A 26,454-nucleotide genomic window follows, 5' to 3' on the forward strand; every position below is an offset into this window, starting at 1 on the left:
TATTGTCACATTTACTGCTTGTCTCAATTTTATATTGGGAGCAAGCTAAAATGGGACTATACTCATTTTAGTATTCCTAAGTTTAATTACTCAGTCCACTTTGCTTATGCATATATCAACACTCTGCTAAAACATAGCCTTAGATTTAAATAAGTTGATGCTGAATTTGGAATGTTATTGATCAAAGCTATAGTATAAATGAATAATAAACGATAATAAAGTCAAGGTTAATAAATAATTATTATAATATTAAAGGGGGAACTGCTTTGAGAAGTTCTTTAAATATAACCAACAAATTAACTATGTTAACTGAAATGGAGAATGATTCAAAATTTCAAATTTTAGAATATAGTGATTTAAATGGAGCTACTGATTTAGAAACAGCTTTTGGATTAAATGTAATTAATGAAAGTAATATAAAATTAAAACAAATAAGAATAATACTTGATGACAGCTCAGTAAAACTAGAATCAGGTCTTTTGAGCTACATGAAAGGTAATATAGATATTAAAAGTGATATAGGTGGGGTATTTGGTTTAGGTAAAAAGTTTATTACCAGTAAATTAACTGGTGAAACTATGTTTAAGCCAATTTATAAAGGTTCAGGAGAAATATTCTTAGAACCATCCTTTGGACATTTTGCTTTAATTGAATTAGAAGATGACGAAATAATTGTAGATGACGGACTGTTTTGTGCTTGTGAAGATGGAATTGAGGTAGGAGCATCAATACAGAGAAATTTATCTTCAGCATTTTTAGGAAATGAAGGATTATGTCAAACTAAAATAAGCGGTAATGGAATAGTTGCATTAGAAATACCTGTTCCAGAGACTGAAATATTTAAATGTATATTAATAGACGATACATTAAAAGTAGATGGAAATTTTGCGATTTTAAGGACTGGAAATATTGAATTTTCTGTAGAAAAATCATCTAAATCTATTACAGGTGCTATAACAAGTGGTGAAGGTTTTGTTAATGTATATAGAGGTACGGGAGAAGTATGGCTTATTCCAACTAAAGCTATATATGACGATATGAGAACTAAAAGCTTTAAAGAAATGACTAAGCCAAGCAAAGAAAGAAATACGGAAAATTAATGCTTTGATATATTAAAGTTGTAAAGAAAAGAAGTTAAAGTTATAATATTTAAAGATGAAATAATTAAAGAGGTGAGAGATAATGAGTTCGTCAGATTCGAAAATTAAAAGCGAAGAATTAGACTTATTTTTTAAAGGAATTTTAGAACTTGAAAATATAGATGAATGTTATAACTTTTTTGAAGATGTAGCTACAATCAATGAAATAAAATCATTAGCTCAAAGATTTTATGTTGCTATGCTTTTAAATAGTAAAAAAACTTATACTGAGATTGCAGAAGCAACAGGGGCAAGTACAGCAACTATAAGTAGAGTGAATAGGTGTTTAAATTATGGTAGCAATGGTTATAAAACAATTTTAGAAAAATTAGAAAAATAAATTTATTAAACTTTTGCTATAAATAGTTAAAAGATACTTAAAACATTGTCAATATTGATGAAAAACATTATACTGTTATATATAAAATTAAAAAAATTATCAACTTAAATAGATAATTATCAAATTTACTATTATTTCATAATAATATAGTAATCAGATATATGAGATAATAAAAAAGCGAGGTAAAAATATGGATAGAATGTTTGGAACTGATGGAGTTAGAGGAATTGCTAATACTGAGTTAACAGCTCAAATGGCTTATAACTTAGGTAGAGCTGGTGCATACGTTTTAACAGAAGGTGCACATAAGCCAAAAATATTAGTAGCTAAGGATACAAGAATATCAGGGGACATGCTAGAGTCTGCTTTAGTTGCAGGTATATTATCAGTTGGAGCAGAAGCAGTAATATTAGGAGTAGTTCCAACACCAGCAGTTGCATATTTAACAAGAAAATATGATGCAGATGCAGGTGTAATGATATCAGCTTCTCATAATCCAGTAGAATACAATGGAATAAAGTTCTTTAATAATAAAGGATATAAACTTTCTGATGAATTAGAAGATGAAATTCAAAGAGTAATTGAAAGTGATTTTGAAGGAGTACCAAGTCCTATTGGCATAGACTTAGGAAGAGAAAGAATCGAAGTTGCGGCATTAGAAGATTATACAGAATTTGCAAAACAAACAATTCCTTATAATTTAAAAGGAATGAAAATAGCACTAGATTGCGCTAATGGTGCATCTTATAAATCTGCTGTAAAAGCATTTAGAGATTTAGGTGCTGATGTTTTTGTAATTAATGATAATCCAGATGGAACTAATATAAATAAAAATTGTGGTTCAACACACCCAGAAGAACTTATGGATTATGTTGTTAAAAAAAGCTGCGATTTAGGATTTGCATTTGATGGAGATGCTGATAGATGTTTAGCAGTTGATGAGAATGGTAAATTAATAAATGGTGATTTCATATTAATGTTATGTGCAAATTATCTAAAAGAAATAGGTAAACTAAAGGAAGATACTTTAGTTGTAACTGTTATGAGTAATTTAGGTTTAGATATTGCATGTAGAGGCTTAGGAATAAAGCTTGAAAAAACAAAAGTTGGAGATAGATATGTTCTTGAAGAAATGACTAAGGACAACTATGTGTTAGGCGGAGAACAATCAGGTCATGTTATATTCTTAGACTATAATACAACTGGAGACGGGCTTGTTACAGCTCTTCAAATTGCATCAATAGTTAAAAAGAAAGAAAAAACATTATCAGAATTATGTTCTGTAATGAAAGAATTACCACAAGTTTTAGTTAATGCAACTGTTCCTAATGATAAAAAGAACATATACTTAGAAGATACAGAAATAGTGGAAGCTATTAAAGAAATCGAAGCAAAACTAAATGGTGTAGGAAGAGTCTTAATAAGACCATCAGGAACTGAACCATTAGTTAGAGTTATGCTAGAAGGTGAAAACCAAGCAGAAATAGATGAAATGGCTCATGGTCTAGCTAACTTAATTTTATCTAAAATATAAAATTATTATATATAAGTAAATTTGAGACTAATAAATTTATAAAGAACCATCATAAGATGATTAAGAATCATTTTGTGATGGTTCTTTTTATATGGTCATTTTTAAAAATATGCAATAAGAATAAAAATTGAGTTTTTTGTTTAGAGAATAGCAATTGTGAAACTAGGGTATAAATAAGGTGATATACAAAAGTACATGCTAAGGAGGGAAAAGCTTATGAATATAGTTCCGTATAATGAATATTTATTAGTTATGCCAAATGGTGATACTAAGGGGTTCGATGATTTAGAATTAGCAAAAGCTTATATAAATATATATTATGAAAGGATTATAGACCATAAAATTGATAAAGATGATTATAATGATGCAACGGAAATTGGAGCAGAGGAACCAAGAAGAAATATATGTACTCAATTAGGAGTAGATGAAGGACGATGTGAAGTTTATAGCATAGATAATTTCATAGAAATTGTAAGCGATCAAGTGGTTTTTGATGCTGAAAGGGAAGAAATAATATCAAAATTATTAGCAAAGGAGATAAGCTTTAATGTTTATGATTATAATCTAGATACTATATTACCAGATATTGAAACTATAGACATGATGGAACCTTATGGTGATCCAGATTAATGATAAAAATTATGTATTATTATAATGTTTAATGAACAAACATTATAAAATCAATATGATAAAATTAAACGAAGTATAGTTTTGAATTATTAATAAAATAGCTATTTTATTAACTAAATGGAAAATATATATTAAAAAATATTCCTTAATATATAAGTTTTGTAAAAATAATCTACGGTTGTTGACTTTGATATTTTATAAGAGTAAACTTTAAAAAAAGCAAAAGTTAATGGTGTGCAACCGTTATATGCAAGGGTTTGTTAGAACCTAGTGATATTTTATATAAGCGGAGATTAACCACTTTTTATGGTTTGTATCATTAAAAGTGGTTTTTGCTTTAAATAAATTTTACGGAGGTATGATTTTATGAGGAAATATGTATTATCCGTTTTAGTAAAGAATTCATCTGGTGTATTAAGTAGGGTTTCAGGGTTATTTTCAAGACGAGGATATAATATTGATAGCATAACAGCAGGAAGAACAGAAGATCCTTTAGTATCTAGAATGACGATTACTTTAAGCGGAGATGATGATGTTTTAGAACAAGTTAAGAAGCAATTAAATAAACTTGAAGATGTTATAAGAGTAATAAATATTACTTCTGATGATTCCGTTTATAGAGAATTAGTACTTATAAAAGTTAAAGCTAGTGGAGATGAAAGAGCAGCAATTAATGAAACAGCAAAGATATTTAGATGCAAAGTAGTTGATGTTTCACCAAATACTTTAACTATAGAGCTGACAGGTGATGAAAATAAAATATCAGCACTAATAAAACTCATGGAAGAGTATGGAATAGAAGAGATGGTTAGAACAGGGATAACTGCTCTTCAAAGGGGAATTTCAACAATTAAAAATTCAGTTGAGGAATATTAAAATATTTGCTGAGTTAAAAACATATTTTTAGGAGGATGATAAAAATGGGGATGACAATGACTCAAAAAATATTAGCGGAACATGCAGGATTAGAAAGTGTAAAAGCAGGTCAATTAATCGAAGTAAATCTTGATTTAGTTTTAGGAAATGATATTACAACACCAGTGGCTATAAATGAATTTAAAAAATTTGGTATTGATAAAGTTTTTAATAAAAGTCAAATTGCAATTGTGCCAGATCATTTTACTCCAAATAAAGATATAAAAGCAGCTGAACAGGTAAAGTATGTTAGAGAATTTTCTAATAAGATGGGGATAGAAAATTTCTTTGAAGTAGGAGAAATGGGAATAGAGCATTGTTTACTTCCTGAAAAAGGACTAGTTGTTGCAGGGGATGTGGTTATTGGTGCTGATTCTCATACTTGCACATATGGAGCTCTTGGAGCATTTTCAACTGGAATAGGTTCAACTGATATGGCAGCAGGAATGGCTACTGGACAAACTTGGTTCAAAGTTCCATCAGCTATAAAATTTATTCTTAAAAATAAGCCAGCTAAATGGGTAAGTGGAAAAGATATAATTTTACACATAATTGGAATGATAGGTGTTGATGGAGCTTTATATAAATCAATGGAGTTTGTTGGAGATGGATTAAGTTATCTTTCCATGGATGACAGATTTACAATGGCTAATATGGCAATTGAAGCAGGAGGAAAAAATGGTATATTCCCAGTAGATCATAACACAGTTGAGTATTTAAAAGAACATACTAAGAAAGAGTGGAAAGTTTATAAAGCTGATGAAGATGCAGAATATGATGAAGTTATAGAGATAGAATTAAATACTTTAAGACCAACAGTTTCATTTCCTAATTTACCTGATAATACAAGAACTATTGATAATGTAGGAAATATAGATATTGATCAAGTAGTTATTGGATCTTGTACAAATGGAAGAATATCAGATTTAAGAATAGCAAGGGAAATTTTAAAATGGAAAAAAATTAAAAAAGGAGTTAGATGTATAGTTATTCCAGGAACTCAAAAGATTTATTTGCAAGCATTAGAAGAAGGTATTATTAAAGATTTAATTGAAGCAGGAGCAGTGGTTTCAACACCAACTTGTGGTCCATGCTTAGGTGGTCATATGGGAATATTAGCAAAAGGAGAAAGATGTGTTTCAACAACAAATAGAAATTTTGTGGGTAGAATGGGACATGTTGAATCAGAAGTATATCTTGCTAGTCCAGCAGTAGCAGCAGCATCAGCTTTAACAGGAAAAATAACTGATCCAGAGTTAGTATAAAGGGGGATTTTTATATGAATGTAAAAGGTAGAGTATTTAAATATGGTGATAATGTTGATACTGATGTAATAATTCCAGCAAGATACTTAAATACATCTAATCATAAAGAACTTGCATCACATTGTATGGAAGATATAGATAAAGATTTTGTTAATAATGTAAAAGATGGCGATATAATAGTTGCTAATAAAAATTTTGGTTGTGGCTCTTCAAGAGAGCATGCACCTATAGCAATTAAAGCATCGGGGATTAGCTGTGTTATAGCATCAACATTTGCAAGAATCTTTTATAGGAATTCAATAAATATAGGTTTACCAATATTAGAATGTGATGAAGCAGTGAAAAATATTAATTTTGGGGATGAACTTGAAGTTGATTTCTCAACAGGGATAATTAAGAATCTAAGTAAAAATGAACAATATCAAGGTGAAGCATTTCCTGAATTTATGCAAAAAATTATAGATAATGATGGGCTAATAGGATATATAAGAAACAAATAATTTTTAGTAAGCAATAAGGAATAAATAAAAATAATGGGGGACTATTTATGAAATATAATGTGGCTGTAATACCAGGTGATGGGATAGGCCCTGATATAGTAACAGAAGCTATAAAAGTATTGAACGTAGTTGGGAAAAAGTTTGGACATGTATTTGAATATGAATATGTAATGGCTGGAGGATGTTCTATTGATAAAACTGGAGAAGCTCTTCCAAAGGAAACTCTAGATATATGTAAAAAAAGTCATGCTGTTTTGTTGGGTGCTGTGGGGGGACCAAGATGGGATAATCCTGATGCAAAGGTTAGACCTGAACAAGCATTATTAGGATTAAGAAGTGGAATGAATCTTTATTGTAACTTAAGACCAGCAGTATTATATGAACCTCTTAAAAATGCATCACCACTTAAAGATGAAATAGTTAAAAATGGAATAGATATTGCTATTGTAAGAGAGCTAACAGGCGGTATTTATTTTGGTGAAAGAGGAAGAGAAGAATTAGAAGGCGTAGAATCAGCTTATGATACAGAAAGATATAGCACTGTTGAAATAAAGAGAATAGTTAGAATTGGATTTGAAACAGCAATGAAGAGAAATAAAAAATTAACATGTGTTGATAAGGCAAATATACTTGAAACTTCTAGACTTTGGAGAAAAGTAATCGGGGAAATCTCAAAAGATTATTCAGAAGTTAATGTTAATTATTTATATATAGATAATGCATCAATGCAACTTGTAAAAGATCCAACTCAATTTGATGTAATTGTAACTTCTAATATGTTTGGGGATATTTTATCTGATGAGGCTAGTATGATTACAGGATCTATTGGAATGTTACCATCAGCATCATTAGGTGATGGGACTTTAGGAATGTATGAACCAATTCATGGTAGTGCACCTGATATAGCAGGTAAGGGAATTGCAAATCCATTAGCAACAATATTATCTGCAGCCATGATGCTTAGATATAGTTTTAATTTAGAAAGTGAAGCAAAGCTAATTGAAAGTTCAGTGTTATCAGTTTTAGAAGATGGTTATAGAACTGGAGATATAATGAGTGAAGGAAAAATTAAAGTTGGAACTAATGAAATGGGAGATTTAGTTTGTAAAAAAATAAATAAGGGGGAATAGTGATTTATGAAGAGTGATGTTATAAAAAAAGGTCATGGAAAAGCAGCTCAAAGATCACTTCTTAAGGCTTTAGGATTAACAAATGAAGAAATTTCAAGACCTATTATAGGAATAGTTTCATCACAAAATGAGATTATTCCAGGTCATATGAATCTTGATAAAATAACTGAAGCTGTTAGAAAAGGAATTTTAATGTCTGGTGGTACGCCACTTGTTATACCTACAATTGGGGTGTGTGATGGTATAGCAATGGGACATGAAGGAATGAAATATTCTTTAGTTACAAGAGAACTTATAGCAGATTCTATTGAGTGTATGGCTAAAGCCCATGCTTTTGATGCATTAGTCTTAATTCCAAATTGCGATAAAATTGTGCCGGGTATGGTTATGGGTGCTTTAAGAGTTAATGTTCCATCAGTTGTTATAAGTGGGGGGCCAATGCTTGCAGGAAAACATAAAGGAAAAGATATTTCTTTAACTACAATGTTTGAAGCTGTTGGATCATATGAAAATGGAACAATGGATGAAAAGGAATTATGTGATTTGGAAGAGTGTGCATGTCCAACATGTGGTTCATGTTCAGGAATGTTCACAGCTAATTCTATGAATTGTTTATGTGAAGTATTAGGTATAGCATTGCCTGGAAATGGAACTATTCCAGCAGTTTTTTCCGAAAGAATAAGACTTGCTAAAAAAGCTGGAATGGCTGTTATGAAGATGTTAGAAAATGATATTAAACCAAGAGACATTATAAATGAAAGAAGTATTATGAATGCACTTAAAGCTGATATGGCACTTGGATGTTCAACTAATAGTGTGCTTCATATAACAGCAATAGCAAATGAAGCAAAGGTTGATATGAATTTAGATATAATAAATGATTTATCATCAAAAACACCAGATCTTTGTAAGTTGGCACCAGCTTCAAATATTCATATTGAGAATTTGTATGCAGCAGGTGGAATTACTGCAATCATGAATGAGCTTTCTAAGAAAGATATTTTAGATTTAGATTGTATTACTGTTACAGGAAAAACTCAAGAAGAAAATATTAAAGGGGTAACAGTTAAGAATTATGAAGTCATTAGACCAATAGATAATCCGTATAGCGAAAATGGTGGAATAGCAATACTTAGGGGAAATTTAGCTCCAGATGGTGCAGTTGTAAAAAGAGCAGCAGTTTTACCGAAGATGTTAGTTCATGAAGGACCAGCTAGAGTATTTAATTCAGAAGAGGAAGCAAATGCAGCAATTTTTGATAAGAAAATAAATCAAGGTGATGTAATTGTAATAAGGTATGAGGGACCTAAAGGGGGACCTGGAATGAGAGAGATGCTTCAGGCAACAGCAGCAATTGCAGGTATGGGACTTGATGATTCTGTTGCACTTATAACTGATGGAAGATTTAGTGGAGCTACTAGAGGTGCATCAATAGGACATGTTTCTCCAGAAGCAGCATCAGGTGGAATGATTGGATTAATAGAAGATGGGGATATTATTTCAATAGATATAAATAATGCAAAATTAGAAGTTAAATTAAGTGACGAAGAAATTCAAAGAAGAAAACTTAAATTTAAACCAATAGAACCAAAAGTAAAAGAGGGGTACTTATCTAGATATGCAAAGCTTGTAAGTTCTGCCAGTGAAGGTGCAATATTAAAGTAATGTTCTATGTTTTAATAAAGCGCTGATACATACATAAGCAAAGTGGCATTGTATGTATCAATGCATATTTTTAAAACATAGTTAAATTAATACGCAAATAGCAATAAGTAAAGCAAAGGGGTGAATAAAATGTTATTAACGGGGGCTGAAATATTGATAAAGTCTCTTGTTGATGAGGGTATAGACACAGTTTTTGGATACCCTGGAGGGGCTGTTTTAAATATATATGATGAATTATATAAATATAAGGAGAAAATTCGTCATGTTTTAACTTGTCATGAACAAGCAGCTGCACATGCTGCAGATGGATATGCAAGAGCAACTGGCAAAGTTGGAGTATGTATAGCAACATCAGGACCAGGAGCTACAAACTTGGTTACAGGAATAGCAACAGCTTATATGGATTCAATTCCTATGGTAGCTATCACAGGAAATGTATCTAAACCACTTCTTGGTAAAGATAGTTTTCAAGAAGTAGATATAGCTGGAATTACAATGCCTATTACAAAGCATAATTATATTGTAAAAAATATAGAAGATCTTCAAGAGGTAATAAGAGAGGCATTTTATATAGCTGAAGAAGGTAGAAAAGGTCCTGTTTTAATAGATATACCAAAAGATATAACATCTAATAAAACAGAATATAAAAAATTAATTCCTAAAAAAATAACTAAGGGAATAGATAAGATAAAAGAAGGTTCATTTCATGAGGCTATAAATTATATAAATAATTGTAAAAAACCATTTATATATGCTGGTGGCGGAATTGTTTCTTCTGAGGCAACAGAAGAGCTAATAAAGTTTTCAGAAAAAATAGGAGCACCTGTATCTACTTCTTTAATGTGTACTTCTGAATTCCCATTTGATCATAATTTATATACAGGAATGATTGGGATGCATGGGACAAAAGCATCAAATATAGGTGCGACTCAATGTGATTTATTAATAGTATTAGGAGCAAGATTTAGTGACAGAGTTATAAGTGATCAAAATCATATTAAAAATGCAAAAATAATTCATATAGATATAGATCCAGCAGAAATAAATAAAAACATAAAAGTAGATTCATCAATAATTGGAGATTTGAAATATGTATTAAATAAATTAATATCGTTAGTAGAAAAAAAGGAAAGTAAAGATTGGATTAATTTTATAGATTCTCTTAAAGGAGAAAAGCACATAGATGAACGCAACAATGTGGAATTAACACCAAAGTTTTTATTTGATAAGCTGAATAAACTAAATGATGGTAGTTTTATAATTACTACTGAAGTTGGACAACATCAAATGTGGGCTTCTCAGTATTTTAATTATACTAATAGAAGAAGTTTCTTAAGTTCTGGTGGACTTGGAACTATGGGGTATGGCTTTGGAGCTGCTATAGGTGCTCAAATAGGTAAGCCTAATAAAAAAGTATTTAATATTGCTGGAGATGGAAGCTTTGGTATGAATTGCAATGAGATGGCTACAGCAGTTAAAAATAAATTACCATTAGTAGTTATAGTTATGAATAATAATGCACTAGGAATGGTAAGGCAATGGCAAACATTATTTTATGAAAAAAGATATTCAGAGACGACTTTAGATAGGCAAACAGATTATGTTAAGCTTGCAGAAGCTTTTGGTGCTAAGGGGTTTAGGGTTGAAAAAAGAGAAGATCTTGAAGAGACTTTAAAGAAAGCAATTGCCTCAGAAGAACCTGTTTTAATAGATTATGTAATAAGCAATGATAAAAAAGTTTTTCCTATGGTTGCACCTGGTGCACCCATTAATCAACTTATAAGTGAAGAAGATATAAATTAAATAATTAGGGGGACGTTAAAATGACAAAAATGTATTATGAAAAAGACACAGATTTAAATTTATTAAAAGGAAAGACTATTGCAGTAATAGGCTATGGTAGTCAAGGGCACGCTCATGCATTAAATGCTAAAGAATCAGGATGTAATGTAATTATAGGTTTATATGAAGGTAGTAAATCATGGGCTAAAGCAGAAGCACAAGGGTTTGAAGTGTTTAGCACAGCTGAGGCAGCAAAAAAAGCTGATATAATCATGATTCTTATAAATGATGAATTACAAGCAGCAATGTATAAAAAGGATATTGCACCAAATCTTAAAGCAGGAAATATGTTAATGTTTGCTCATGGTTTTAATATTCATTTCGATCAAATAACAGCACCTAAGGATGTTGATGTAACAATGATTGCCCCAAAAGGACCGGGACATACAGTAAGAAGTGAATATCAATTAGGTAAAGGAGTTCCTTGTCTTGTAGCAGTGCATCAAGATGCAACAGGTAAGGCTTTAGAAACTGCACTTGCATATGCAAATGCAATTGGTGGAGCAAGAGCTGGTGTGCTTGAAACAACATTTAGAACAGAAACAGAAACTGATTTATTTGGGGAACAAGCAGTTCTTTGTGGTGGTGTTTGTGCTCTTATGCAAGCGGGTTTTGAAACATTAGTAGAGGCTGGATACGATGAAAGAAATGCTTACTTTGAATGTATCCATGAAATGAAATTAATAGTAGATCTTATTTATCAATCAGGTTTTGCTGGAATGAGATATTCAGTTTCAAATACAGCTGAATATGGTGATTATATTACAGGATCTAAGATAATCACTGAAGAAACTAAGAAGACTATGAAGAAAGTACTTAAGGATATTCAAGATGGAACTTTTGCAAAAGATTTCTTATTAGATATGTCTGAAGCAGGAGGACAAGCTCACTTTAAAGCAATGAGAAAATTGGCAGCAGAACACAAATCAGAAGAAGTTGGTAGTGAAATACGTAAACTTTATTGTTGGAACAATGAAGACAAACTAATAAATAACTAATAAATTATATTAAGATGCAAGATGGTTAGAAGAAGAACATAAATTTTTATCACAATTTTATGCACAGTTTTTGTAGATAACAATTTCATTTATTAAAAAAGTGTGGATAACTTTAAAAAATGTGGATTCATTAAATTTGAATCCACATTTTTATTTTACCCCTGGGGTGTAAAATTTTCCAAAAGTTAGATTCATAAATATATATTTATACGAAACTTATTTTATGCAAGCGCTTTTATTTATCATATAAAAATATTGACTACTTTATGTTATAATAGTTACTAATAACATATAAGAAAATTTTGGGGAATTTATATATGAATTATGTTTATATTTTAGAATGTTCAGATAATACTTTATATACTGGATGGACAAATGATTTAGAGAAGAGAATAAAAATGCATTCTTCAGGAAAAGGGGCAAAATATACAAGGGGAAGAACTCCAGTTAAACTTTTGTATTATGAAATCTTTGAAGATAAAAAAGAGGCTATGAGAAGAGAATATAAAATAAAAAGGTTAACGAGATCACAAAAACAAGAATTAATAAAAACAAAATAACATATTTTAAGAATAGAGAATTTGGAGGGTGTTATGAAGGTTACTATAAAAGAGGTCGCTAAAGAAGCAAATGTTTCAACTTCAACTGTATCTAGAGTATTATCAGATAGCAGTCAGATTAGTGAAGAAACTAAAAGTAAAGTAAGAGAAGCTGTTAAAAAGTTAAAATATAAACCTAATGCAATCGCTAGAAGCTTAGCAAACAATAAAACAAGAATAATAGGTGTAATACTTCCAAATGAAGCACAAGATTTATTAACAAATCCCTTTTTCATTCAAGCAATGAAAGGTATGAGTGTATATGCTCAAAGTAAGAATTATTATATTACTTATGCATTTAGCAAAGATGAAGCACACGAAGCACACCATGTAAAGGATTTTATAAGTAGTAATTTGGTAGATGGAATTTGTTTATTAAGAGCTAAATCTGATGATAGCAATATAAAATATTTAAAAGAAACAGGTTTTCCATTTGTTGTTATTGGTAGACCAGAAGAAACTGATGGAATTTTATGGGTAGATAATGATAACTTTAAGGCGACATATGATTTGGTTAATGATTTAGCTAAGCGAGGAAAGAAAAAAATAGCTTTTTTAGGGGCTAGAAAAGAATGGAATTTAACTAAAGATAGAGTAAATGGATTTAAGGTATCATGCCAAATGAATGGAATTAACATAAAAGAACAATATATAATAATTAAAGAAGAGTTTACTGAACAAGAGGGCATTGAAGCTACAAAAGAACTATTAAAATATGGAATTCCTGATGCTATTGTAGCAGAAGATGATATGATGGCTTTTGGTGCATTAAAAGTCTTTAAAGAAAAAAATTTAAAAGATATTTCTATCATAGGATTTAATAACACACAATTAGCTGAATTTCAAAATCCACCGTTAGCATCTGTTGATATAAATGCATATGAACTAGGATATTATGCATCTAAAATACTAATAGATTCTTTAGAAAGTAATAATAAAGAGGTAGATCATTATATAATTGATACTAACTTAGTGATTAGAGATTCAATAAAATAATACATTTTATTGAATCATATATAACATTTTGCAACCGATTGCGAAGAAATCCTTTGTAATTATGAGAAAAAATATGAAAACTAAAGAATTATATATAATTTTTATCTTAAAAAGAAAAAAATTCTTTTGTAATCGGTTATAAAAATTGATATAATCAAAATACAAAAGTGAAGAAAATACCTAGATTTAAATACAAATGATAAATTTAAGTTACTAAGAATGTAATTAAACAGTGGCTTTGTTAGTATGTAAAATGAGTCATTTAATTTTTATATTTTATGCAACCGATTGCGAAAGGAATGTATTTATTAATGAAAAAAAATTGGTGGAAAGAAGCAATAGGTTATCAAATTTATCCTAGAAGCTTTAAAGATTCTAATGGGGATGGAATTGGTGATTTAAGAGGAATAATATCTAAGTTAGATTATTTAAAAGACTTAGGAATAGATGTAATCTGGATATGTCCAATGTACAAGTCTCCTAATGATGATAATGGATATGATATAAGTGATTATCAAGATATAATGGAAGACTTTGGAAAAATGAGTGATTTTGATGAATTATTAACAGAAGTTCATAAAAAAGGTATGAAATTAATTATTGACTTAGTTATCAATCATACTAGTGATGAACATAAGTGGTTTATAGAATCTAAGTCATCTAAAGATAGTCCTAAAAGAGATTGGTATGTTTGGAAAGAAGGCAAAGATGGTGCTGAACCCAACAATTGGGAAAGTATATTTAAAGGTTCTGCATGGGAATATGATGAAAATACAGAAGAATATTTCTTACATCTATTTTCAAAAAGACAACCTGATTTAAATTGGGAAAATCCTGATGTTAGAAACGAACTATATAAAATGGTAAATTGGTGGTTAGACAAAGGAATTGATGGATTTAGAGTTGATGCTATAAGTCATATTAAAAAAGATCAAACTTTCGAAGACATTAAAAGTCAAGGAAATGAAAGATATGTATCTTCATTTGAAAAGCACATGAATTTTCCGGGTATACATAGATTTTTAGCTGAACTTGCAGATAAGACTTTTGAAAATTACGATATTATGACTGTTGGTGAAGCCAATGGAGTTGATTCTGAAGAAGCAGAACTTTGGGTTGGCGAAGAAGATGGAAAATTTAATATGGTATTTCAATTTGAACATCTTGATTTATGGGATTATGATTCAGATTCTAAATTATCAGTTGTAGGTTTAAAGAAAGCTTTAACAAAATGGCAAAACAATTTAAATGGTGTTGGCTGGAATGCATTATTTATAGAAAATCATGATATTCCAAGGGTTATTTCAACTTGGGGAAATGATAAAAATTATAGGGTAGAATGTGCTAAAGCATTAGGTTTAATGTATTTTATGCAGCAAGGAACTCCTTTTATTTATCAAGGACAAGAACTTGGTATGACCAATGTTAAATTTGAAAACATAAATAAATATAATGATATTAAATCGGTAAATATATTTAATGAGAGTGTGGAATCAGGGGTTTCAGAAGAAGAAGCACTTAAAGAAATATGGGCAATATCAAGAGATAATTCACGTACTCCAATGCAATGGGATAATAGTGAAAATGCTGGATTTTCAAATAATAAACCTTGGATAGATATTAACTCAAATTATAAAGAAATTAATGTTGAAGCACAGTTAAGAGATTCTAATTCAGTGTTAAATTTCTATAAAAAAATGATACATACTAAAAAGAATAGCGAAACTTTAAGCTATGGTGAATATAAACTTATCTTAGATGAAGATGAAAATATATATTCATATATTAGAATTTTGGGTGATAAGAAATATATGATAATATGCAATTTATCAGATAATGAAAATTTATATAAATATGAAAAAGAAACATTAAAATTTGAAAACTTAATTTTATCAAATTACGAAGTAGATAAACATGATGAAATTAGTAGTATAAATTTAAAACCATGGGAATGTAGATTATATAGATTAATGTAGTAATGAATCTATTATGGGATAAGGGTATTGAGAAAAAATAATTATAATAAGGATAGGTGAAGAGTAATGGAAGGAAAGAGAGAAAAACTATTTTCATTTGAATTTTGGCAAAAGTTCGGTAAAGCGCTTATGGTAGTTGTTGCTGTAATGCCAGCAGCAGGATTAATGATTTGTCTTGGAAAATTAATAGGCATGTCTGGAGATTTAGCTTTAATGCAAACCATTGCAAGAGTTGTTGAAGACTTAGGTTGGGGTATTATTGGTAATTTACATATTCTATTTGCAGTTGCAATTGGTGGATCTTGGGCAAAGGAACGTGCAGGTGGAGCATTTGCAGCATTAATAGCATTTATACTTACTAATCGTATTACAGGAGCTATTTTTGGAGTTAGTTCAGCAATGTTAGCAGATAAAACTGCAACAGTAACATCACTTTTTGGAAAACAATTAATAGTTGGAGATTATTTTACATCTATACTTGGAGCACCAGCTTTAAATATGGGAGTTTTCATTGGAATTATTTCAGGGTTTTTAGGAGCCACATTATATAACAAGTATTATAACTTTAATAAATTACCTAATGCATTATCATTCTTCAATGGTAAACGTTTTGTTCCTTTTGTAGTAATTGTAGGATCAGTAGTGATGGCAATAGCACTTTCAATTATATGGCCATTTGCTCAATCAGGATTGAATGCTTTTGGTGTATGGCTTGCAGCATCTAAAGACACAGCGCCAATATTATCACCATTTGTATATGGATGTTTAGAACGTTTACTATTACCATTTGGATTACATCATATGCTTACAATACCAGTAAACTATACTGAATTAGGTGGGGTTTATACTATTTTAACTGGAGCTAATGCTGGACATGTTATAGCTGGTCAAGATCCATTATGGTTTGCATGGATATCAGATTTAATAAATTTAAAAGGTGCAGGAGATATGTCTTCATATAATAACTTATTAACAACAGTTACACCAGCAAGATTTAAGTATGGTCAAGTAGTTCTTTCAAGTGCTTCATTAATAGGGGTTGCACTTGCAATGTATAAGAATGTTGATGAAGATAAGAAGCATAAATATAAATCAATGTTTTTATCAGCAGGACTTGCAGTATTTTTAACAGGGGTTACAGAACCAATAGAATTTATGTTTATGTTTGTATCACCAATTCTTTATGGAGTATATGCAGTTATAACAGGTATAGGATTTGCTTTAGCAGATATTATTAGCGTAAGAATACAAGCTTTCGGATTTGTTGAATTTTTAACTCGTGTACCTATGTTCGTAAGAGCAGGTTTATCAATGGATTTAGTTAACTTTGTAATTAGTGGGATTGCATTCTTCTTCTTAAATTACTTTACATTTAATTTCTTAATAAAGAAATTTAAGATTGCTACTCCAGGAAGAAGAGGAAATTATATAGATTCAGAAGATGATGAATCTTCACAAAACTCATCAAATTCAAATACATCAGGTGATGAATTAGCAGTAAAAATAATTTCATTATTAGGTGAAAGAGAAAATATTGTAGATGTTGATGCTTGTATGACTCGTTTAAGGGTAACAGTAAAAGACAAAGCTTTAGTTGCTGATGAAAAAGATTGGAAGAAAAATGGAGCTCTTGGTTTAGTAATAAAAGATAAAGGGATACAAGCAATATATGGACCAAAAGCTGATGTTTTAAAGTCAAATATTCAAGATATATTAGGAGTGTAGTAAAGTGAAGTTATTAACTTTAAATTGTCATTCTTGGCAAGAAGAGAATCAAATAGATAAAATAAAGTATTTAGCTAAAATAATAAGGGAAAAAGATTATGATGCAATGGCATTTCAAGAAGTAAGTCAATCTATTGATGCAAAAAGTATTGATGGTAATCTAAAAGTGGATAACTTTGCAGTATTATTACAAAAAGAATTAGCTAAAAATAATGCTAATTATAATTTCTTTTGGGATTTTTCCCATATAGGTTATGAAAAATATGAAGAAGGTTTAGCTATATTTACTAAACATAATATAATTAATGAAAAATCATTTTTTATAAGTAAAGGAACAGATAGAGAGTATTGGAATACTAGAAAAATTGTAAAAGTCACATTTAAGTATAATAATGAAAATATAGATCTTTATTCTTGTCATCTAGGATGGTGGGAAGATGAAGAAGAGCCATTTAAACATCAAGTGAAAAAATTATTAGAAGAAAATGTTTCTAATAATATAACATTCTTTATGGGTGATTTTAATAATAATGGGTTTATAAGAAATGAAGGATATGATTATTTACTTAATAAAGGTCTAATTGATACATTTAATATATCAAAAGAAGCTGATAGTGGAATTACAGTCAAAGGGAAAATAGATGGTTGGGATGAAAATAAAGATAAATTAAGATTAGATCTGATTTTAAGTAATAAAAAGTTAGATGTTATAACATCTAAAGTAATATTTAATGGAATAAACAAAGATGTAATATCTGATCACTATGGTGTTGAAATTAGCCTAAACTTATAAATTAAAATAAATAAAAAATAAGACGAATGATTTCATCCGTCTTATTTTTTTATATTTTATCCATTATATTATATAGTTTTGATACACAATCACTTAATGCGTATAAATCATCATCATCTAAAATTTCAATTTTACTTGCCAATTTAGCTTTTGCAGCATTTCTGAATTTTTCAAATATATCTAATGCCTTTGCAGTTAATTCAACTCTAAGTATTCTTCTATCTTTAGAATCTGGATATCTATTAACTAGACCGTATTCTATAAGCTTATCTATTATGGGCGTCATATTAGATTTAGATATACCTAAATTACTAGCTATTTGAGATATTGGTGAAGAATTTGATTTATGAAGATATAGAATTACTTTTGTATGAGATGGTGGCATAGGAAATTCATTCATATAATCTTCAACTTCTTTTGGTGGTTTAGGAAAATTTTTTATAAACTCATTTTCACTAAATATATTATTTTTAACTAAAAATAAAAAAGTTAATAAAGAATCGGAAATTTTATCTAAATCTTGTTTATGCATTAATTTAACTCCTTAATATGCGTTCATACGTTATAGTATAAAATAAATTATAAACTAATAACTATTTATATACAAGATAGAAAAGTTATTGACTTAGAATAATTATAAATTTATAATTAATTATATTTTATCAATTAATACTAATATTAATAAAACTTGACTATTAATGGTGTTTTTTACAACTGAATGATATTTTAAGTATGACAGATAGTTAAAACAATGTTGATATTTTAGTACAAAGTTTATGGACAGAATGCCATTTTTCTTTTGGACTATAATATCAACATTAATTTAAAATATAGATTAATTTTAATATTACATTAGAAGGGTTGGAGGCAATAAGTATGAAAAAATATTTAGCATTATTATTAATATTTAATATGATGTGGCTAGTTGGATGTGGAAACAAAGATGTACCAAAAGAACAAGAAAAATCCATAGCGGTATCGGTTAAAAAATCAAAAAATAGCGAGATAGAAAATAAAAATGTATTTACAGGTACTACTAAAGTAGCAACTGAAACCTCTATTACAACAGAAATGGCTGGAACAATAGAAAAAACATATGTGTCACTTGGACAAGAAGTTAAAAAGGGGGATATACTTTTGACTTTAAAAGGTGATGATGTTAATAATAGTGTTAGTCAAGCAAAAGCAGCATTGGATTTAGCACAAGCAAATTATAATAATACTACAAGTGGAAGTATAGAAAGCCAAACAAATCAATTAGAAAATTCGGTGAAACTTGCTCAATTACAATATGATGAAGCAAAAAGAAATTATGATATGTATACTGCATTGTATCAAGGAGATGCAATAAGTGAAGATCAATATAAAAAAATAGAGCTTAGCTTAAATCAAGCTAAACAACAATTAGATATAGCTGAAAAATCATATACAACAACAACTGAAAAAAATATTCCTGAGTTACAAGAATTAGCAGAGAAGCAATTAGAACAAGCTAAAGTATCATATGATGTAGCAGCAAGTAATTTAAATAAACTTACATTAGTATCACCAGTTGATGGTGTAATTACAGCTAAAAATTGTGATTCAAATGAAATGATTAGTCAACAACAACCAGCATTTATTGTTTCTAGTCCAAATACCTTAGAAGTGAATATAAATGTAGCTCAAGCTGATATAAATAAATTTTCAGCAGGGCAAGATGTAGAAGTTATAATAGATGGACAAACTATTAATGGTAAAGTTGAATATGTGCCTTTAGTTGTGGATTCACAGACTTCTTTATACCAAATAAAAATATTAATAGATAATTCATCAAATGCTTTAAAAGCAGGAATGTCAGCAGAAGTTAATTTGAGTCTAGAAAAGAATGAAAACATAATAACTATTCCTAAAAAAGCTTTATTTGAAGAGGATGGTAAGAAATATTTATACATAGTAAATGATGAAACTAGAGCTATAAAAACAGCAGTAGAAACAGGGATAGAGACATCAATAGATGTTGAAATTAAATCTGGAATTAATTCTGATGATACAGTAGTTGTTGGAGGAATAACACTTATAACTGATGGAAGTAAAGTATTTCCTGTAGAAAAGGAGGACTAAGATTATGAATTTAACTAAAACTTCAGTTAAACGTCCTCTTACAATAATAATGGTATTTTTGGTTGTTATTATGTTTGGTTATATAGGCTATTTGAAGATGCCAGCTAACTTAATGCCGGATATAGAAATACCAGTAGTAATGGTAACAACGCAATGGGCAGGAGCGGGTCCTGAAGATATAGATGAACAAATAAGTGAAAAAATTGAAGAAAAATTATCGGCAATATCTAATGTTAAAAAGACTGTTTCTATGTCTCAAGAAAGTGTTTCAATGGTTGTGGCACAATTTGAATATGGAACAGATTTAAATGAAATATTGAATGATGTAAGATCAAAGGTAGATTCTGTGCAATCAACTTTACCTGATGATGTTACAAAGTCTACTGTTCTTAAAATGGATATGAATGCGCAAGCAATATCTCAATTAGTTATCTCTGGTGGACACAGCTCGGAAGCATTAATGAAATATGCAGAAGATACTATTCAATCTAAAATTGAATCAGTAGCTGGAGTTACTGAAGCAGGAATTAATGGTGGAGATAAATCACAAGTAAATATAACTGCTGATCCTGCTATTTTATCAAATTATGGAGTTAGTTTGCAGACTATAAAAAATACTTTATCAGCTACTAATAAAACTTTTCCATATGGTTCAATAATTCAAGGTGAAGATAAAATAGTCTTAAGAGGTATTGATGAATTAAATTCGTTAGAAGATGTAAAACAAGTTCAAATACCAGTAAGTGGTGGAAAAACTGTTAGGTTAGATAAGATCTGTGATGTTGATTATGGATTTGCTGAGAAACAAGCTATATATAGGTATAATGGTCAAAATAGTTTAGTAATAGATATACAGAAACAGCAAGATGCAAATACTGTACAAGTTATGAAGGATGTTCATAAAACAGTAGAAAAACTTAATTCAGAAAATCCTGAATATAAAATTGAAGTAGTTAATGACTCTAGTGAATATATAAATGATTCAATTAAAAGTGTAATGCAAAATCTTGCTATAAGTGCTGTTATTGCGTTTTTAGTAATTTTTCTTTTCTTAAAAAATATGAGGGCATCATTAGTTGTTGCTATTGCAATTCCTACATCAATAATAGGTGCTATTGCATTACTTTATTTTACAGGTGAAACTCTTAATATGGTAACACTAGGTTCACTTGTAATAGCCGTAGGTATGGTTGTTGATAATGCAACGGTTATTATAGAAAATATATTTCAATATAGGAGAGACACTGTATTGGATATTGATGATTGTTCTATAAAAGGTGCTCAAACTGTAACAAATGCAATTGTAGCATCAACATTAACAACAGTAGCTATATTTTTACCAATTTTATTTACTGAAGGATTTACTAAGATAATGTTTGGTGCTTTAGCGAAGACACTTATATATGCATTGTCATTATCTTTAATAGTAGCAATAACATTGGTTCCTAGTATTTTTGCCAAATTAAGTAAAGGTGAAAATGCTAAAAAACTTGTTGAAAAACAATCACCTATTTTTGATAAAATTAGTAAAAGATATAGAAGTATATTGAAAATCTCTTTAAATCATAAAAAGATAGTTGTATTTATAAGTATTTTATTATTTATTGGGTCTATATTTGGAGCAGCATTTATAGGTGTTGATTTTATGGCATCAACAGATGAAGGAAAATTAAGTATATCTATAAGTTTGCCAGAAGGTCTTGAATTAAATGCTAGTGACTATTATGTATCTATGGCAGAAAATAAAATTGCAGATATTCAGGAAATAAAAACTACTATGACAACTTTGTCTTCAGGATCAAAATCTAGTAGTGGTACAAGTGCTAATATAGCTGTAGAGTTAGTTCCTGAAAAGGAAAGAAAGAAATCTACAGAGGATATAGAAAAAGAAATTGTTGAAAGAATGGCCACTGTGCCTGATTGCGAAGTAAAAGTTAATATGAGTAGTAGTATGGTTGGTGGTTCAGATGGAGTTTCACTTGAACTAAAAGGACCAGATATAGATGTTTTAGAAGAAATAGCAAAACAAGCAGAAGTAAAATTAAATTCATTAAATGGATTTAGAAATGTAACAACGTCTTTAGCTGATACAACAAAAGAAGCACAATTTAAAATAGATAAGGATAAAGCTCAACAATACGGTATAAATACATCAGGAATAGCTGGTTTGTTACGTACAGCAATAAATGGGGATTCTGTGACAACAGCTACAATAGATGATTATAAAGTTGATGTTAATTTAAAATTTCAAGAATCAAGTATTGATAGTTTAGATGATATAAAACAAATTAAAATTTTATCTCAAAGTGGTCAAGAAGTTCCAATTGGAGTATTTGCAGAGATAACTATGGAAGATAGTTTGAAATCTATTTCTAAAAGTGATGGAGATTATACTATAACTATTTCAGCAACAGTAGATGATTTAGATATAGGTACTGCATCAAAACAAGCTATGAATGCTATAAACGAATTAGATTTACCAAGAGATTATAGTATTTCTTTTGGTGGAGCAACAGAAATGATGAATGAATCAATGAGTGGATTGATATTTGCTATGGTTATAGCAATAATACTTGTTTATATGGTAATGGTTGCTCAATTTGAGTCATTTAGCAAACCATTTATTATAATGTTTTGTATACCATTTGCATTTGCTGGAGTTGTTTTTGCATTAGTAATAACAAGGGCAAATCTTAATGTTGTAGGAATGCTCGGTTCTATATTATTAGTCGGTATAGTTGTTAATAATGGTATAATTTTAATAGATTATATTGAACAACTTAGAAAGGCTAAACCAAATGATAATTTAACAGATGTAGTTGCTATTGGATCGGCAACTAGACTTAGACCAGTTCTTATGACTACAATGACAACTGTTGTAGGAATGATACCAACTGCATTATCTTTTGGTAGTGGTGGAGAAACAATGCAACCTCTTGCAGTAGTAATAATAGGAGGACTTTCAGTATCTACATTAGTAACACTTATATTAATACCTACTATTTATATGATATTTGATAAATTAGAAAAGAAATTCTTTAATAAATTTAATAAATTAAAAGATAAAATAACTAAAAAAGTAAATAATTTATCTTTTAGAAATAAAGAAAAAATAGATACTAATAATGAAGAGGCAAACTATGATATAAATTTAAAACAAATAGAAGAAAAAACTGAAGAAATACTAAATAATAACGATGAAAATAAATAATAAGCTTTTAGAGAGGAGATTATATAATGAATAATAGTTTAAAAAGATTAGTTGCATTAACTATTGCTGGTTTAATAACTTCAGCCTCGCTAATTCAAATGCCAGTAAATGCAAATACCTCTAAGCCAATATTAAGTTTAGAGAAGGCTATAGATTCGGCAATAGATAATAGCTATCAGATAGTATTGAATGAAGAAAAACAGGATATGCTTGAGGAAAAAGATGATTTTTATGAAGATGTTGATATGGATGATAATGGATATAATGATATACAAATGAGTCAAAATGAACAAAAAAGAAAATTTTTAGAAGATCAGATATCTGTAGATGTAACTAGTAAATATAATTCAATAGTAATACTTGAAAAAGAATTAGAAAACATAGGGATAGATATAGACATTAAAACTAAAGAATATGAAAACATGGAGCTAAAGAAAAAAATAGGATTAGTTAGTACAATTGAAATGCAAAATGCTAAAGCTGAATTAGAAAAACTTAAAGCTGATAGAAAATCAAAAAAACAGGAACTAAAGAATAGTAAAAAAGTTTTTGAAATAATAACAGATATAGATGTTGAAGATTATGATTTAGAGGACGATGTTAAATTCAAACAATTAAAATTAGATGAATCTTTAGATTCTTACCTTGATGAGAGAATCGATACTTATTTTAGATATAATAAAAAATTAGCTGATTGGGTTGAAGATAACTATTCAAGTACAGCAGGCTCTAAACCAGTACCTCCAAATGAAAATGATTATAAGGATGAAGAGGGAAATACTAAACCTGAATATAAAGATGCGTTAAAGAATTGGTCAACTAATTATTATAATTGGATATCGGCTTCTTTAAAAGATATAGAAAGTGAATATAATGCAAATACAGCAATGAATTCGGTAAGTGATGCAAAGAGAACAATGAAACAAACATTGCTTACTACTTATACAAAACTTGTGACATTAGAAGGTAATATAGTTTCAATGAAATCACAGCTTGATGTATTGTATAACAAAACTAAGATAACTAAGCTTCAATATGATCTTGGACTAGCTACAAAGCAAGATTATTATAAGCAACTTTTGACTACTGAACAATTAGAAGTTAGTTATAATTCTTTAATTAACAGTTACAATGATTTAAAAGAAAAAATAGATAAGCCTTGGACACTTTCTTCAGGAATGTAACATAAATTTAGCTATGTTTTAGCTTTGTATTTATATATGCATAAGTAAAGTGGACAGAGTAATTGAACTTATAAATACTATACTCTTTTAGTGTTTATAAGTTCAATTTCATATTACCTCCTGTATTGATAAATAGATATGTATAATTTGGAATTTTCATTAAGTTGAAATATATAGTATAATTACTAATAAATTATGAATACATCTTAGTAATACACTCTATTTTAATAATGTTTTGATATTATAGTAAAAATTCGTGGATATAGGAGTGTATTTTAAGAATTTAAAAATACAATATAACAATTAATTAATTTATATTAATTAAGTAAAATATTTAGGGGGAGTAGAATGAACCGATTAAAAAACACATTAAAAGTAATATTAATAGGAATAATTATAATAGCTTCTACAAACATAAATGTTTATGCATCAGAAACGTTTTATGATTCTAATAAATTAAAAAATGAAATTTATGATAATTTAAAAGATTGGGAAACAGAATTTACTCTTAATTATTTTGGTGATAATATTCAATCTGTATTAGATAGTGCAATAGATAGTGAGGATTACTTAGAAAGATCAGTGTCTTCATATAATATTAAAATTAATGGAGCAAAAAATAAATTTACAATACAATATAGAACAACTAAATCTCAAGAAGATTTTATAGATAGCGAATTAAAAAGAATAGTAAATAATTTAATAGATCCTAATATGAGCACAATAGATAAAGTTATAGCTATAAATAATTATTTGGTTAAGATATACAAATATGATTATAGTATAAAGTCTGATAATGTATATTCTGCATTAACAACAAAAGAAACTATTTGCCAAGGTTATGCTATGACAGCATATAAAATGTTTAAGATATTAGGAATAGAATCTAGAATAGTTAGTGGTACTATGAATGGGACAGGACATGCTTGGAATTTAGTTAATATCAATGGAAATTGGTACAATTTAGATATAACTAATAATGATAATATAATTAGAGATAAATATTTACTTGTCAGTGATGATTTTTTGATAAACAATGGATTTTATTGGAATAAGTCTAAGTATCCAACTGCATATTATAACTATTATAATATTCCAAAGACTTTTACAGATTACAATAATGATAATGAGAAGGATGTATCGAGTTATTATAATGGTGGATATTGGTACAGTGAAAAAGGCTATTGGCACTATTTTAGATTTAGTGGAAGAGATGCAAGAGGATGGCTTAAAAACGATGGAAATTGGTATTACTTTGATAATGATGGAAAAATGAAAGTTGGTTGGATATTAGATAATGGAACATGGTATTATTGTTATTCAAATGGACAAATGGCTTATAATACAATGATAGGAAAATATAAATTAGATGGTAGTGGAGCTTTAGTAAATTGATATTTCAGAAAATGAGTCTAATTTGGTGTAATTTGTATTAAATTATCAATAAAAAAATTAAATATATAGTAAAAACTTAATATACATTTAAAAAACACTTATATTTTTATGCAAGAAAAAAATATAAGTGTTTTTTTTGAATAAAAGTATTAAATTTTGTAGAATTTTATGCCAAAAGATATATATTATATTGTAGACAAACTCAAATTATATGATAAAATAAATCCATAGGCATGAAATCAGTTGATTGGAGGGATAATTTAGTTAGTAATATAGATTAAAGCGCCAGGACTTAAAATAATTTTTTGTTATTGTTTATTATTAAGAATAATTAATAGTAAATATCAAATAACTAAAATGAAATTAATTTTAAGTTGACGAGGTTGGGGAGTATCGAAACTTCGGCGGGTGCCCCACGGTATTTGCACTACCGTTAACAACTGGCAAAGCTATAAAGCAATTTATAGTACAAATCCAGTTAGGTGTTAAAACCTTCTTAATTTAGATTTTGTAT

Annotated in this window: 21 protein-coding genes; 20 read left to right on the forward strand and 1 reads right to left on the reverse strand. The window is 28.8% G+C overall.

What is annotated here, in order from left to right; all coding sequences use genetic code 11:
• Nucleotides 1-266 precede the first annotated feature (266 nt).
• The 16 genes from RGC78_RS01815 (at nt 267) to RGC78_RS01890 (ending at nt 18,047) form a co-directional block, all read left to right on the forward strand.
• Nucleotides 267-1,100 (forward strand): AIM24 family protein, encoded by an 834-nt coding sequence (locus RGC78_RS01815; RefSeq protein ID WP_252225105.1) that lies wholly within the window; start codon nt 267-269, stop codon nt 1,098-1,100.
• A gap of 82 nt (nt 1,101-1,182) precedes the next feature.
• Nucleotides 1,183-1,479: a YerC/YecD family TrpR-related protein gene (locus RGC78_RS01820; protein WP_252215116.1), complete on the forward strand. Its 297-nt coding sequence runs from the start codon at nt 1,183-1,185 to the stop codon at nt 1,477-1,479.
• A 190-nt stretch (nt 1,480-1,669) separates the two neighbouring features.
• A complete protein-coding gene (gene glmM / locus RGC78_RS01825) occupies nt 1,670-3,013 on the forward strand; it encodes a phosphoglucosamine mutase (RefSeq protein WP_252225101.1) in 1,344 nt (447 codons plus the stop codon).
• 216 nt (nt 3,014-3,229) lie between these two features.
• Nucleotides 3,230-3,643: a hypothetical protein gene (locus RGC78_RS01830; RefSeq protein WP_252215118.1), complete on the forward strand. Its 414-nt coding sequence runs from the start codon at nt 3,230-3,232 to the stop codon at nt 3,641-3,643.
• A gap of 366 nt (nt 3,644-4,009) precedes the next feature.
• Nucleotides 4,010-4,519 carry an acetolactate synthase small subunit gene (ilvN, locus tag RGC78_RS01835; RefSeq protein WP_252225033.1) on the forward strand — a complete coding sequence of 170 codons (510 nt, stop codon included), beginning with the start codon at nt 4,010-4,012 and terminating at the stop codon, nt 4,517-4,519.
• A 44-nt stretch (nt 4,520-4,563) separates the two neighbouring features.
• On the forward strand, nt 4,564-5,823 hold the full coding sequence (gene leuC / locus RGC78_RS01840) for a 3-isopropylmalate dehydratase large subunit (RefSeq protein ID WP_252215123.1): 1,260 nt from the start codon (nt 4,564-4,566) through the stop codon (nt 5,821-5,823).
• Between the two features lie 14 nt (nt 5,824-5,837).
• Nucleotides 5,838-6,323 carry a 3-isopropylmalate dehydratase small subunit gene (leuD, locus tag RGC78_RS01845; RefSeq protein WP_252225027.1) on the forward strand — a complete coding sequence of 162 codons (486 nt, stop codon included), beginning with the start codon at nt 5,838-5,840 and terminating at the stop codon, nt 6,321-6,323.
• A 47-nt stretch (nt 6,324-6,370) separates the two neighbouring features.
• Nucleotides 6,371-7,453, forward strand: coding sequence for a 3-isopropylmalate dehydrogenase (gene leuB / locus RGC78_RS01850; protein ID WP_252225024.1), 1,083 nt, complete (start codon nt 6,371-6,373; stop codon nt 7,451-7,453).
• A gap of 6 nt (nt 7,454-7,459) precedes the next feature.
• A complete protein-coding gene (gene ilvD / locus RGC78_RS01855; RefSeq protein ID WP_309555914.1) occupies nt 7,460-9,118 on the forward strand; it encodes a dihydroxy-acid dehydratase in 1,659 nt (552 codons plus the stop codon).
• Nucleotides 9,119-9,247: 129 nt separating this feature from the next.
• The gene (ilvB, locus tag RGC78_RS01860; protein ID WP_309555915.1) at nt 9,248-10,921 is read left to right on the forward strand and encodes a biosynthetic-type acetolactate synthase large subunit; all 1,674 of its coding nucleotides are present in this window, start codon (nt 9,248-9,250) and stop codon (nt 10,919-10,921) included.
• 20 nt (nt 10,922-10,941) lie between these two features.
• Complete coding sequence (gene ilvC, locus RGC78_RS01865) at nt 10,942-11,958, forward strand: ketol-acid reductoisomerase (protein ID WP_309555916.1); 1,017 nt, start codon at nt 10,942-10,944, stop codon at nt 11,956-11,958.
• A 317-nt stretch (nt 11,959-12,275) separates the two neighbouring features.
• Nucleotides 12,276-12,518 (forward strand): GIY-YIG nuclease family protein, encoded by a 243-nt coding sequence (locus tag RGC78_RS01870; RefSeq protein WP_309555917.1) that lies wholly within the window; start codon nt 12,276-12,278, stop codon nt 12,516-12,518.
• A 33-nt stretch (nt 12,519-12,551) separates the two neighbouring features.
• Nucleotides 12,552-13,553, forward strand: a complete 1,002-nt coding sequence (locus RGC78_RS01875) for a LacI family DNA-binding transcriptional regulator (protein ID WP_309555918.1) — start codon at nt 12,552-12,554, stop codon at nt 13,551-13,553.
• 311 nt (nt 13,554-13,864) lie between these two features.
• Nucleotides 13,865-15,529 (forward strand): glycoside hydrolase family 13 protein, encoded by a 1,665-nt coding sequence (locus tag RGC78_RS01880; RefSeq protein ID WP_309555920.1) that lies wholly within the window; start codon nt 13,865-13,867, stop codon nt 15,527-15,529.
• 66 nt (nt 15,530-15,595) lie between these two features.
• On the forward strand, nt 15,596-17,254 hold the full coding sequence (locus RGC78_RS01885) for a PTS transporter subunit IIBC (protein WP_309555921.1): 1,659 nt from the start codon (nt 15,596-15,598) through the stop codon (nt 17,252-17,254).
• A gap of 4 nt (nt 17,255-17,258) precedes the next feature.
• Nucleotides 17,259-18,047 (forward strand): endonuclease/exonuclease/phosphatase family protein, encoded by a 789-nt coding sequence (locus tag RGC78_RS01890; protein WP_309555922.1) that lies wholly within the window; start codon nt 17,259-17,261, stop codon nt 18,045-18,047.
• A 49-nt stretch (nt 18,048-18,096) separates the two neighbouring features.
• Here the strand turns inward: RGC78_RS01890 and RGC78_RS01895 are convergent, their stop codons facing one another.
• Nucleotides 18,097-18,579: a MarR family winged helix-turn-helix transcriptional regulator gene (locus RGC78_RS01895; protein ID WP_309555923.1), complete on the reverse strand. Its 483-nt coding sequence runs from the start codon at nt 18,577-18,579 to the stop codon at nt 18,097-18,099.
• Between the two features lie 344 nt (nt 18,580-18,923).
• Between RGC78_RS01895 and RGC78_RS01900 the strand changes: the two genes are divergently transcribed.
• The 4 genes from RGC78_RS01900 (at nt 18,924) to RGC78_RS01915 (ending at nt 25,940) form a co-directional block, all read left to right on the forward strand.
• Complete coding sequence (locus tag RGC78_RS01900) at nt 18,924-20,150, forward strand: efflux RND transporter periplasmic adaptor subunit (RefSeq protein ID WP_252224998.1); 1,227 nt, start codon at nt 18,924-18,926, stop codon at nt 20,148-20,150.
• A gap of 4 nt (nt 20,151-20,154) precedes the next feature.
• A complete protein-coding gene (locus RGC78_RS01905) occupies nt 20,155-23,361 on the forward strand; it encodes an efflux RND transporter permease subunit (RefSeq protein ID WP_309555926.1) in 3,207 nt (1,068 codons plus the stop codon).
• Nucleotides 23,362-23,387: 26 nt separating this feature from the next.
• Nucleotides 23,388-24,545: a TolC family protein gene (locus tag RGC78_RS01910; protein ID WP_252215154.1), complete on the forward strand. Its 1,158-nt coding sequence runs from the start codon at nt 23,388-23,390 to the stop codon at nt 24,543-24,545.
• A gap of 348 nt (nt 24,546-24,893) precedes the next feature.
• Entirely contained in the window at nt 24,894-25,940 is a 1,047-nt protein-coding gene (locus tag RGC78_RS01915; RefSeq protein WP_252215156.1) for a transglutaminase domain-containing protein, read from the forward strand.
• Nucleotides 25,941-26,454: the final 514 nt, after the last annotated feature.

Source organism: Clostridium aquiflavi, from assembly GCF_031344075.1.
GTDB lineage: Bacteria > Bacillota > Clostridia > Clostridiales > Clostridiaceae > Clostridium > Clostridium aquiflavi.

Coding starts and splice junctions, on each gene's coding strand:
- RGC78_RS01820 (WP_252215116.1), top strand. CDS start 1,183: ATGAGTTCGTCAGATTCGAAAATTAAAAGCGAAGAATTAGACTTATTT.
- glmM (WP_252225101.1), top strand. CDS start 1,670: ATGGATAGAATGTTTGGAACTGATGGAGTTAGAGGAATTGCTAATACT.
- RGC78_RS01830 (WP_252215118.1), top strand. CDS start 3,230: ATGAATATAGTTCCGTATAATGAATATTTATTAGTTATGCCAAATGGT.
- ilvN (WP_252225033.1), top strand. CDS start 4,010: ATGAGGAAATATGTATTATCCGTTTTAGTAAAGAATTCATCTGGTGTA.
- leuC (WP_252215123.1), top strand. CDS start 4,564: ATGGGGATGACAATGACTCAAAAAATATTAGCGGAACATGCAGGATTA.
- leuD (WP_252225027.1), top strand. CDS start 5,838: ATGAATGTAAAAGGTAGAGTATTTAAATATGGTGATAATGTTGATACT.
- leuB (WP_252225024.1), top strand. CDS start 6,371: ATGAAATATAATGTGGCTGTAATACCAGGTGATGGGATAGGCCCTGAT.
- ilvD (WP_309555914.1), top strand. CDS start 7,460: ATGAAGAGTGATGTTATAAAAAAAGGTCATGGAAAAGCAGCTCAAAGA.
- ilvB (WP_309555915.1), top strand. CDS start 9,248: ATGTTATTAACGGGGGCTGAAATATTGATAAAGTCTCTTGTTGATGAG.
- ilvC (WP_309555916.1), top strand. CDS start 10,942: ATGACAAAAATGTATTATGAAAAAGACACAGATTTAAATTTATTAAAA.
- RGC78_RS01870 (WP_309555917.1), top strand. CDS start 12,276: ATGAATTATGTTTATATTTTAGAATGTTCAGATAATACTTTATATACT.
- RGC78_RS01875 (WP_309555918.1), top strand. CDS start 12,552: ATGAAGGTTACTATAAAAGAGGTCGCTAAAGAAGCAAATGTTTCAACT.
- RGC78_RS01880 (WP_309555920.1), top strand. CDS start 13,865: ATGAAAAAAAATTGGTGGAAAGAAGCAATAGGTTATCAAATTTATCCT.
- RGC78_RS01885 (WP_309555921.1), top strand. CDS start 15,596: ATGGAAGGAAAGAGAGAAAAACTATTTTCATTTGAATTTTGGCAAAAG.
- RGC78_RS01895 (WP_309555923.1), bottom strand. CDS start 18,579: ATGCATAAACAAGATTTAGATAAAATTTCCGATTCTTTATTAACTTTT.
- RGC78_RS01900 (WP_252224998.1), top strand. CDS start 18,924: ATGAAAAAATATTTAGCATTATTATTAATATTTAATATGATGTGGCTA.
- RGC78_RS01905 (WP_309555926.1), top strand. CDS start 20,155: ATGAATTTAACTAAAACTTCAGTTAAACGTCCTCTTACAATAATAATG.
- RGC78_RS01910 (WP_252215154.1), top strand. CDS start 23,388: ATGAATAATAGTTTAAAAAGATTAGTTGCATTAACTATTGCTGGTTTA.
- RGC78_RS01915 (WP_252215156.1), top strand. CDS start 24,894: ATGAACCGATTAAAAAACACATTAAAAGTAATATTAATAGGAATAATT.